This is a genomic window from bacterium (genome assembly GCA_030654305.1).
Classification (GTDB): domain Bacteria; phylum Krumholzibacteriota; class Krumholzibacteriia; order LZORAL124-64-63; family LZORAL124-64-63; genus PNOJ01.
In genome coordinates, this window is the sequence record JAURXS010000006.1 from 1 (window position 1) to 9595 (window position 9595).

Here is a 9595-nt window from a genome sequence, read left to right on the forward strand (position 1 = left end):
GATCGGGTCGATGATCGTGTCGACCAGGCGCGGCAGCGCGCTGACCCAGCCGACCATCCGCGGGTCCATGTGCAGCCCGAGGTTCAGGATGATCATCATGCCGCCGATGGCCGCCGACAGGAGGTTGTTCACGAAGGCGCCAGCGCCGTAGGCCAGCTTGTGCGAGAACTTGATCCGATCCTCGGGCGCGGTCCGGCTGTGCGTTGCGGCGCTCATGGCTTCATCTCTTGGAACGCTCCCGGGTGGCGGTGGGTGGTCTCGAACATCCACATCTTTGTACGCACGCCGAACAAAGTACCCCGACTTCCTTCAGCCGGTCAAGCGGATTCTGGGGGCTGCCCGGGGCCTCGCATCGACAGAGGCTGTCAATATCGCGTTCAGCAGGCCTACCAAACGGAACGGGGCCGGCCAGCCTCGGCTGACGGCCCCGAAATCCGGGAAATCCAAGGGTCACCGGTAGAGCGACTTGATCTCGCTCCAGGATTTCGACTCCGCCGGCGTGCTCAGCGCCGTCGCCCCCACCGCATCGAGGTAGGCGAAGTGCAGGTAGGCGTTCTGCAGGCAGCGGAACCGCAGCGTGGCGCTCGCGTCGTCGGCCGTGAACGTGAACGACTTGCTTTCCCACGCGATCGTAACCGAATGGTTCACGGCCGTGAAGGTCTGGCTCGCGCCGTCGGCGCCGACCACGATCTCCGCCGTGCCGTCGCGGCCCGACGTCTGGTGGGTCCCGAGGGAGAACTCGATGATGTAGACCTCGCCGGGCGTGGTGGGGAACGTCTGCTCGATGCCGCCGTCGGACGAGGTGTAGTTGGCCAGGTCGATGTTGTAGAGCCCATCGAGGGCGTAGCCGGTGAACCACTCGACGCCCGAGGCGAAGGTCGTCCAGCCGGGGATCGCGGTCGAGCCGCCGGGCAGGGTGGTCCAACTCCCGAACGGACTGGCGGGTTCGAAGGAGCCGTTGACGATCTGGGCCCGGCCGGGCGCAGCGCCGGCGACCGCCATCACGATCACGAGGCAAGCCAACAAGCAACGACGCATGGGGATCTCCCTCTCAATGGTGTTGGGGGTGGCGGAGCTTCGCCACCAAGTCCCAGGATGTCGCACCAGCATACACGACGACTTCCTGATTGTATATCAAATTAGTATGGTATTAACTGATTGATGCGATAACAGGTTTGCGGTTGGAACATTTCGCGGGAACCTGCGTCGAATCCCGATCGACCACCCGTTCCGGCAAGGAGACGCCGCCATGACGCTGCGACAGACGACCCTCGTGCTGTTGGCGATGTGCGCCGTCGCTGCGCCCTGCCGGGCCGAGGAAGTCGCCGCAGGGATCCATCTGCTGCCGGGCCGCTTCGTCCGGGGCAGCCAGCCCGACGGCAACACCGTGATCCTGGAGGCTCCCGCGGGGCTGATCGTGGTGGACACCGGCCGGCATCCCGCTCACGCGCAGGCCATCCTCGACTTCGCGGCGCGCTTGCAAGCGCCCGTCGCCGCGATCGTGAACACCCACTGGCACCTCGACCACCTCGGCGGGAACCCGCGCGTGCGGCGCGCCCATCCGGGCGTGCGCGTCTGGGCCAGCGACGCCCTCGCCGGCGCGAGGACGGGCTTCCTGGCGGACTACCGCGCCCACCTGGAGGGCGCGCTCGCGCGGGCGGACCTCGACACGCTCGCCGCGGCGACCATGCGCGCCGAGCTGGCCATCCTGGACGAGGGCGACGCCCTGGCGCCCGACGAGATCGTGGCCGCGCCGGGCGCGCGCACGATCGCCGGACGCGATCTCGTGCTGGGTCTGGAAACGCGGGCCGTCACCGCCGGCGACGTCTGGCTCTTCGATCCCGCCACGCGCGTGCTGGTCGCGGGCGACCTGGTGACCCTGCCCGTCCCGCTGCCGGACACGGCCTATCCCCGCCGCTGGCAAGCCGCGCTGGCGCGCCTGGACGAAGTCGATTTCACGCTGCTGGTCCCGGGCCACGGCCCGGTCATGACCCGCGAAGACTTCGCGCGCTACCGCACCGCCTTCGGCAACCTCCTCGACCGCGCCGCGGCCGACTCGTCATCCACCGCCTGCGCCCGAGAAGATGAAAACCCATCGTGACAGGGGACGCGTTCCGGGCACCTCGTGTGCCCGGAACGCTTGACCTTCAGGCTCCTTCGCCATCCTGGCTACGGAGCCTTACGGACACCCCTGTCACGATGGGTTTTCATCCAATCTAGAATTCGACGAATCCGCCTACGCCTACGCCGATCTTCTCGTAACCGTCCAACCCTTCGCCGAGATCCAGCCAGCCCGCCTGCAGCTTGTAGCCCAGGCGCGGCCGCACCCAACGCTGCAGACTCGCCGTGATTTCGTAGAAGTCGTGGTCGACGTCCTGGATCGGCGTCACCCAGGTGGCGGCGTAGCGCTCCTGGCCGACCGTGAGGTTGGCGAAGAGCCAGCTGCGGCCCTCCTCCCCCCAGCCGCCGGACACCCGGTGCTTCCAGCCGACGTGGTCGCCCGGATCGCTGGCGGTGCGGGTCGCGAGGTACTCGAGGATCAGGCGGCCCCGCCACAGACGGGGGCCGAAGGCGAGCGACCAGTCCTCGTGGCCGTCGTGGTCCTGCAGCCAGCCGGCGCCGGCGACCAGGGTGACCGGGCCGGTATTCAAGAAGAAGGAGTGGTCCCAGCGGTTCTTCTGCAGGTAGTGCGAACGGCCGCCGGCGGTGAACGAGGTGGACGAATACAGGCGGCTGGTCCAGTCGGCGTAGGTGCCGACGGAGAAGCCCGCGTCGACGTCCTCGCGCTCCAGCACCGACACCTGCACGAACGGCGTCAGGCGCGGCAGGGTCTTCACGTAGAGCGTGGCCGTGCCGGTCGCCCAGTTCCCGTAGAGGTCCTGCGGGTCGAGGCGGTCCAGCAGCAGGTCGACGTCCAGGCGGTAGCCCGGGGCCCCGCGCAGGCGGGCCCACTCCTCGGCGCCCCCGGCGGCGTGCGCGCCCGCGGCCCCGGTCAGCGACAGCGCCGCCAGGCCGGCGGCGAGCAGGATGGATCGCATGGTCGTGTGGCTCACGGCGTCACTCGCTCCCTGGTCAGGTCGATGATCGCGCGCTGGACCGCCGAGACCGGCCGCCCCGCGCGCGGGTCGTGGCGCTGTTCGAACTCCCGCCACAGGTGCTGCGCCAGATCCGAGCGGGCGTCCACCACACCGTACAGGATCGGGAACAGCTGGGCCAGCGCATCCGGGTAGAACACGTCCCAGTCGGACCGGTGCGGCACGCCGCCGGCGTCCGCCCAGTGGAAGCGCCGGCCCGGCTCGTCGGACAGGCGGTTCAGCACGGCCTCGCGGATGTCCTCGGCCGCGACGCGGTAACGGGGTCCGGTGTCCCAGCCCAAGCGCCGGCTCAGGGCGTCGTAGGCCAGCAACCCCGCGTAGGCCTCGCAGTTATCCATCAGGTAGCGCGCGTTCGCGTCCGGCAGCGCGCGCACCAGCCCGTCGGGATCCTGCAGGCGCAGCAGCAGCCAGGCCACGTCCTGGATGCGCGCGCGGTTCGCCTCCAGCAGCGCGCGGTCGCCGCCGGACTGCTCCCACTCGTCCAGCAGCAGCAGGAACGTGCCGGCGTAGCCGTCGACCGAGTCGTAGCGCCCGGTGCGCTCGAGGCGGCCGCCCGGCCGCACGTCCATGTCGTCGATGGTGCCGGTCAGGCCGTGGCGGTCCGGGTAGTTCAGGTGGTCCAGGTACCAGGCCACGTAGTCGCGCACCTCGCCCGCCCCGAGCCCGTGGCGCACCAGCGACAGGGCGTAGAGGTTCGCGAAGTACGGGCTCACGTGGTCGCGCCCGCCGTCGAGCGGCTCGAACCAGTTCACGACCGCCAGCGCCGGGTTGCGGTGCCCGGCGCAGCCGCCGGACAGTGTCAGGAGCGCCGCGCTAGCGAGCATGCAGCACCACGTCCATCTCGCGCGCATCATCCTCGATCACCACCACGTGGCGCCCGTCGCCGGTGGTGGCGCGCAGGTAGGGCGCCGCCGGGGCCAGCCAGCGGCCGGCCGGCACGCTGAAGGCCAGGTCGCGCAGGCCGCGCGGGTTGCGCAGGTGCAGCCGCAGCTCCCCGTCGACGACCCGCCAGGTCGCCTCGGTCTCGAGCATCCGCAGCTGGAAGTCGGCGAACTCGCGCATCGGGCGCACCTGCAGCCGGCCGTCGCGGCAACGCGCCGCCAGCTCGTCCAGCCAGGCGGCGTAGGCGGGCAGGTAGTCCTGGTCGCCGTGGTACAGGTAGAGGTTGTAGGGGTGCGAGTACATCAGGCGCACCGTGCGGTTGCGCTCGCAGTAGTCCAGCATCCCGTCCAACCAGGCCGCCACCTCGCCGCTGTCCAGGCGGTGCTTGGTGTCCATCTCCCCGAAGCTCGCCACGTCGCGCAGGGGCATGACCGGGAAGGCGATCAGCAGGTCCGACAGGCGCCGCCCGTCGCTGAAGCTGCGGTTGGGCGCGCTGCCGACGTCGCTGGTGGTGTAGTAGCAGGTGAAGCCCAGCTCCTCGAGCAGCGGCGTCATCAGGTGCGGCGGGTGCACGCCGTCGGGCGCGGAGTACTCCACGACGGGTCGGCCGACGACCTCGCGCAGGCAGTCGCGATTGCGGCGCACGGCGTCGCCCGCTTCGGTCGCGCCCCAGCGTCCGGCCAGCACCTCGGCGGAGAACAGGTTGTGGGTCCAGCCGCCGTGCGAGCCGATCTCGCCCAGGCCGGCCAGCGCCTCGAGCTGGCGGCGCCCCTTCCCGCAGGCGTCGAAGCCGTCGCCGTCGCCCGGCGCGTTCAGGTCGGGGCCGGCGCAGACGTGGATCGAGGCGGGCAGGTCGCGGCGGAAGAGGCCGCGGGCGACCATGTCGTCCAGGTAGGGCCAGTCGCCGTTGCCGTCGACGTGCCAGTTCAGGACCAGGCCGCCGACGCCGCGCGGCGAGCTCATCAGGCAGGGCAGGCCCACCTCGTCCAGCAGCCACCAGCGCGCGAGCGCGCGCAGCGGCAGGTCGTCGGCATGAGACTTGAGGTGGCCCAGCGGCAGGTTCACGTGCAGGCAGCGGCCGGCGCCGTACGGACGCGCGACGATCGCCGGGTGCTCGCGGCCGTCCGCGGCGTCGGCCCAGGCCAGCACACGCGCGTCGTCCGCCTCGAGCCGCGTGCGCGCGACGGGGTAACGCAGGCGCCCATAGGCGTAGCCGGTGAGGGTCAGATCGGGGTCCAGCTTGCCGGGAGGGATCTGGCAGGTGCGGGCGGCGTCCTGATCGACGAAGCGGACCGTGCCGGTGGTGTAGCTGTCCTGGCCCCCGTCGGTGTAGTCGACGTGCTGGACGCCCGTGAACTTCGCCAGGTAGCTGCGCGGCAGGTAGGCGCCCTTGAGGCTCTTGATGCCGGCGTCGTAGACGACCATCAGGGAGCCGCCGGCGCGCAGGTAGGCGTCCAACCAGGGTTCGAGCGAGGAGTTCAGGCGGCGGCAGACCCCGTCGGGCAGGATCAGCGCGGGGCAGGCGGCCACGGTCGCCGCCGGGTCGAGGTCCAGCAGGGTGTAGAGGTCGAGGGCCTCGGCCGCGACGCCCTCCTCCTCCAGCACGCTGCGCCAGGCCGCGATGACGTCACCGCTCTCGTCCATGAGCGAGGGGTTGTATCCCACCAGCACGCGCAGGTCGCCGCGCTCGGCCTCGCGACCGACGTGGCGCTGGACTCCCACGCCGTAGACCGCCACGGCGACGCAGGCGACCAGGGCCAGGATCAGTCCGAGCCGCGGCATGTCACGCATCCTCGACCGTCGGTCAGCACGTACCCGTGGACGGCCACGTCGCCGGCCAGCGTCACGCTGCGCTTGCCGACGACCGATTTGACCAGGCCCGGCGCGCCCACGCGCGCCCCGCGGCCCAGTTCCACGGAGTTCTGCGAGAAGACGCAACCGCGCACGGCCGCCCCCTCGCCCACGAACACCGAACCTTCGACGAAGGCGTCGCCGAGCAGCAGCGCCCCGGGCGCCAGGGTCAGGTCGCCGTACACCTTGACCGTGCGGTCGACGACCGCGTCGGTCTCGATCCGCAGGTCGCCCCTGACCACCAGCGGGCGGTCGAAGGTCTCGCCCGGCCCGACGACCAGGTCGCCCCGGTGCAGGCTCGCCAGGTCCTCGAGATCGCGGATCTCCAGCACGTCGGGCAACGCGAACGGCGCGGGGGCCGGCGGCAGCTCGCGCGGCCCGAGGTAGCCCGTCGTGCGCACTGGGGAGCCCCACAGCCGCTCGAACGTCACGCCGTCGGCCAGTTCCAGGAAGCCCGCGGCCGCCGCGCTGGCGCCGAGGTGCGACTGCGGGCCGACGTGGACGTCGCCCTCGACGTCGAGCCAGCGGGCGATGCTCACGCCGCGGCCCAGCGCGGCGCGCCCGTCGCAGGCCAGCGAGCGCAGGACGGCGCCCTCGCCGATGCGGGCGCCGGCGCGGGCATAGAGGTCGCGGTCGCAGGTCGCGCGTTCGCCGACGACCATCGGGCCCCGGGCCAGCTGGATCGCCGTCAGGTTGGCCCCGGCCGAGACGTCGAGCCTGTCGTGGACCTCGACCGCCTCGACCTTCGAGAGGGTCACCGTGCGGCGGCCGGGCGGGCCCTGGTCGCCGCGCAGGGCGGCGGCCAGCAGCGCGCGGGCCGAGTGGCCCAGGTAGCGCGGGTCCTTGACGTAGTTCATGTCCACCGGCAGCGGATAGCGGTCGCGCGGGCGCCAGACCTCGATCAACCCCGGCACGAAGGGCACCAGGATCAGCAGGCCGAAGGCGCCCAGCAGCAGCACGGCCTCGAAGGACAGCGCGTGCGTGGCGGCCCCCGCCGTGACGGCGGTCGCGGGCAGCAGGGCCAGGCCGGCCAGTCGTCGCGTCATGCGGCCGCCTCCTTGCGGAAGCGCTTGGTCTTGTCCCACTCGGCGCGCTTGCGGCGCCAGAAGCGGTCGCCGAGGGCCTGCAGGAACCCGTGCGTGATCGTCCAGATGTTCGCCAGGAAGTAGAACATCAGGAAGGGCAGCAGGCGGATGCGGTGGGTGACGCCGTCGAGCAGCGACGCGGTGCCGATCTGGTAGAAGGGCGCGAAGTTGCCGAAGGAGTTGTAGGTCGCCACGAACAGGAAGACCAGCACGCTGTCGACGATCTGCATCTCGCCCATGAAGAACAGCGCCACGGAATCCAGGATGCCCGTCAGCAGGAAGACCGGCACCAGGTAGATCGTCAGCAGCAGCAGGCCGTCCAGCTTCTCGGCGCGCGTCAGGTAGGGCGAGCGCAGCAGCCCGCCGAAGTGCTTGAACATGACGTAGTTGTGCCCGCGCGACCAGCGCCGGATCTGGCGCGAGCGCACCTCCCAGGTCTCGGGCACCTCCTCGAAGCACTCCACGCGGTTGGCGTAGACCACCTTCCAGCCGTTGATGAACAGGCGGTAGGTCAGGTCGGTGTCCTCGGCCAGCACGCGCTGGTCGAAGCCGCCGAACGAGAGCGCCAGGTCGCGCCGGAAGCCGCCGACGGTGCCGCCGTACTGCGGCATCAGGTGCAGGTTGTGGCGGGCCTGCTGGTCCACCTGGTAGCCGCCGCTGCGCTCGAGGTCGAGCAGGCGGGTCAGCAGGTTGGCGCGCGTGTTGACCGGCACCACGCGTCCCATGACCGCGCCGACCTCCGGGTCCTTGAACGAGATCGCCAGGTCGCGCAGCGAACCGCGGGCGGGCAGGTAGTCGGCGTCGAAGACGATGATCACGTCGGCCGCGGCCACCAGCAGCGCGTCGTTCAGGGCGGCGGGCTTGCCGCGCTGGCCCTCGTGGCGGTGCAACGGCCTGATGACGTCGTGCTTGGCGGCCATCTCGTCCAGGATCGCCGCGGTGCCGTCGCCGGAGTGGTCGTTGATGGGGATGATCTCGAGCAGCCCGCGCGGGTACTCGCAGCGCAGGATCGCCTCGAGGGACTGCCGGGCCACCTTCTCCTCGTCGTGCATCGGCACCAGCACGGAGATGCGCGGCAGATCCGAGTCGATCAGGTCCTGGTAGTACAGGCGCTGGTCGCCGACGAGCCGGTTGACCGTGAACCGGTAGTGCCGCGTGGCGTAGATCGCCATGATCACCACCACCAGCAGCACGTACAGCTTGAGGATCAGAACGACCATCGCCACGTCTCCGGCCGGTCGCGCAGCCGCAGGGCCACGACGTTCATGTACACCGAGTAGATCGCCACCAGGTAGACGAAGTCGATCAGCGGGCCCAGGGCGAAGAACATGGCCGCCATGTGCAGCACCGTCAGCTTCTGCAGCAGGTACAGGAAGCTGGCGTAGCGCACCGCGCCGAACAGCACCGCGTAGGCGACCGTCGCCAGGATCACCGCGAAGCGCTCCCAGACCGGCGTCTGCAGCGGCGAGAGCGCCACGCCCATCACCACGGGCATCAGCAGCCACATGCCGAACTGGGTGCCCATGTAGAGCAGCGAGAAGTCGAGCACGTCGTAGGGGAACAGGTGCGGCACCAGCACGAAGAACGCGCCGGAGATCAGGTTCAGCAGGGACAGGAACACCGCGTAGACGCGCAGCACCTTGGGCACGAAGCGCAGGCGCGGCAGCACCGCCACGATCAGCACCGACGCGATGAAGGTGACCAGGGCCAGCCGGCGCGAGGGGAAGGCGCCCGCCGCGTCCAGCACGGGCATGCGCGAGACCCACACCGGCAGGAACTCCCAGTGCGTGAGCTCGGTCCGCACGCCCACCCAGTCCGCCATCCGCGCCACTTGCCGGACGAACGCGTCCAGCAGGGGGGCGTGGTACCAGGCGATCGCCGCGTCGAGCAGGGCCACCAGCAGCAGCAGCGCGACCAGAGGCAGCCGGCGCACCGGCCCCAGCCGCTTGTAGGCGCGATGGTAGTGGATGCGATCCTTCAAGGGCGCGCTTTCCCGGCCGCGGCGGTCAGACGGCGTGAACCCTCACGCTGCGCCGGCGCGGACCGTCGAACTCGCAGAACCAGACCGCCTGCCAGACGCCCAGGGCCAGCCGGCCGCCGGCGACCGGCACCAGCTGGCCGCAGCCCACCAGGCTGCTCTTGACGTGGGCCGCCGCGTTGCCTTCGGCGTGGCGCCAGCCGGCGTCCCAGGGCACGGCGCGGTCCAGGGCCTCGATCATATCACGGACCACATCGGGATCGGCGCCCTCGTTGACGGTGACGCCGGCCGTGGTGTGGGGGGCCCAGACCAGGACCGCCCCGTCCTGCAGGCCTATTTCGTCCACGGCGCGTTGAACCTGAGAAGTGATATCGACGAAGGCGTTGCGGGCGTCCGTACCGACCTGGAATTCGACCATGCCCACCTCCGCCGGCGCGGCTCCGTCCGGACGGACCGTGAATATCCTAATGGAACAGGGTAATTCCCCGACGATGCGACGGCCACCCCTGCCGCGAACGGCCAGGCCTAGAGATCGAAGTACATCGAGAACTCGTAGGGGTGCGGCCGGCGATTGATGGCCTGGATCTCCGCGCGCTGGATCGACAGCCAGCGCGTGATCAGGGCTTCGGGGAACACGTCGCCCCGCGTCAGGAACTCGTGGTCGACCTCCAGGGCGTCCAGGGCGTCGTCCAGGGAGCGCGGCA

11 protein-coding genes are annotated in these 9595 nt (G+C 70.6%); 1 reads left to right on the top strand and 10 read right to left on the bottom strand.

From position 1 onward, the window contains the following. On the bottom strand, positions 1 to 216 hold a 216-nt coding region (locus Q7W29_00130), incomplete at its 3' end, for an MFS transporter (GenBank protein MDO9170220.1). 234 nt (positions 217 to 450) lie between these two features. Then, positions 451 to 1038: a DUF642 domain-containing protein gene (locus tag Q7W29_00135; GenBank protein ID MDO9170221.1), complete on the bottom strand. Its 588-nt coding sequence runs from the start codon at positions 1036 to 1038 to the stop codon at positions 451 to 453. 211 nt (positions 1039 to 1249) lie between these two features. Between Q7W29_00135 and Q7W29_00140 the strand changes: the two genes are divergently transcribed. Further along, on the top strand, positions 1250 to 2101 hold the full coding sequence (locus Q7W29_00140; GenBank protein ID MDO9170222.1) for an MBL fold metallo-hydrolase: 852 nt from the start codon (positions 1250 to 1252) through the stop codon (positions 2099 to 2101). A gap of 115 nt (positions 2102 to 2216) precedes the next feature. On the opposite strand, the gene Q7W29_00145 is transcribed toward Q7W29_00140, so the two are convergent. The 8 genes from Q7W29_00145 to Q7W29_00180 form a co-directional block, all read right to left on the bottom strand. Next, complete coding sequence (locus Q7W29_00145; protein MDO9170223.1) at positions 2217 to 3053, bottom strand: YaiO family outer membrane beta-barrel protein; 837 nt, start codon at positions 3051 to 3053, stop codon at positions 2217 to 2219. After that, a complete protein-coding gene (locus tag Q7W29_00150; protein MDO9170224.1) occupies positions 3050 to 3919 on the bottom strand; it encodes a hypothetical protein in 870 nt (289 codons plus the stop codon). The genes Q7W29_00145 and Q7W29_00150 overlap by 4 nt, the downstream gene beginning before the upstream one ends. Further along, positions 3909 to 5759, bottom strand: coding sequence for a hypothetical protein (locus tag Q7W29_00155; protein MDO9170225.1), 1851 nt, complete (start codon positions 5757 to 5759; stop codon positions 3909 to 3911). The genes Q7W29_00150 and Q7W29_00155 overlap by 11 nt, the downstream gene beginning before the upstream one ends. Beyond that, on the bottom strand, positions 5741 to 6874 hold the full coding sequence (locus Q7W29_00160) for a hypothetical protein (protein ID MDO9170226.1): 1134 nt from the start codon (positions 6872 to 6874) through the stop codon (positions 5741 to 5743). Before Q7W29_00160 ends, Q7W29_00155 begins: the two co-directional genes overlap by 19 nt. Further along, positions 6871 to 8133, bottom strand: coding sequence for a glycosyltransferase (locus tag Q7W29_00165; GenBank protein MDO9170227.1), 1263 nt, complete (start codon positions 8131 to 8133; stop codon positions 6871 to 6873). The genes Q7W29_00160 and Q7W29_00165 overlap by 4 nt, the downstream gene beginning before the upstream one ends. After that, entirely contained in the window at positions 8121 to 8894 is a 774-nt protein-coding gene (locus Q7W29_00170; GenBank protein ID MDO9170228.1) for a hypothetical protein, read from the bottom strand. The genes Q7W29_00165 and Q7W29_00170 overlap by 13 nt, the downstream gene beginning before the upstream one ends. A 25-nt stretch (positions 8895 to 8919) precedes the next feature. Further along, positions 8920 to 9309, bottom strand: coding sequence for a secondary thiamine-phosphate synthase enzyme YjbQ (locus tag Q7W29_00175; GenBank protein ID MDO9170229.1), 390 nt, complete (start codon positions 9307 to 9309; stop codon positions 8920 to 8922). 107 nt (positions 9310 to 9416) lie between these two features. Further along, positions 9417 to 9584, bottom strand: coding sequence for a hypothetical protein (locus tag Q7W29_00180; protein MDO9170230.1), 168 nt, complete (start codon positions 9582 to 9584; stop codon positions 9417 to 9419). Between the last annotated feature and the right edge of the window lie 11 nt (positions 9585 to 9595).

Coding starts and splice junctions, on each gene's coding strand:
- Q7W29_00160 (MDO9170226.1), bottom strand. CDS start 6,874: ATGACGCGACGACTGGCCGGCCTGGCCCTGCTGCCCGCGACCGCCGTC.
- Q7W29_00150 (MDO9170224.1), bottom strand. CDS start 3,919: ATGCTCGCTAGCGCGGCGCTCCTGACACTGTCCGGCGGCTGCGCCGGG.
- Q7W29_00175 (MDO9170229.1), bottom strand. CDS start 9,309: ATGGTCGAATTCCAGGTCGGTACGGACGCCCGCAACGCCTTCGTCGAT.
- Q7W29_00155 (MDO9170225.1), bottom strand. CDS start 5,759: ATGCCGCGGCTCGGACTGATCCTGGCCCTGGTCGCCTGCGTCGCCGTG.
- Q7W29_00140 (MDO9170222.1), top strand. CDS start 1,250: ATGACGCTGCGACAGACGACCCTCGTGCTGTTGGCGATGTGCGCCGTC.
- Q7W29_00165 (MDO9170227.1), bottom strand. CDS start 8,133: ATGGTCGTTCTGATCCTCAAGCTGTACGTGCTGCTGGTGGTGGTGATC.
- Q7W29_00135 (MDO9170221.1), bottom strand. CDS start 1,038: ATGCGTCGTTGCTTGTTGGCTTGCCTCGTGATCGTGATGGCGGTCGCC.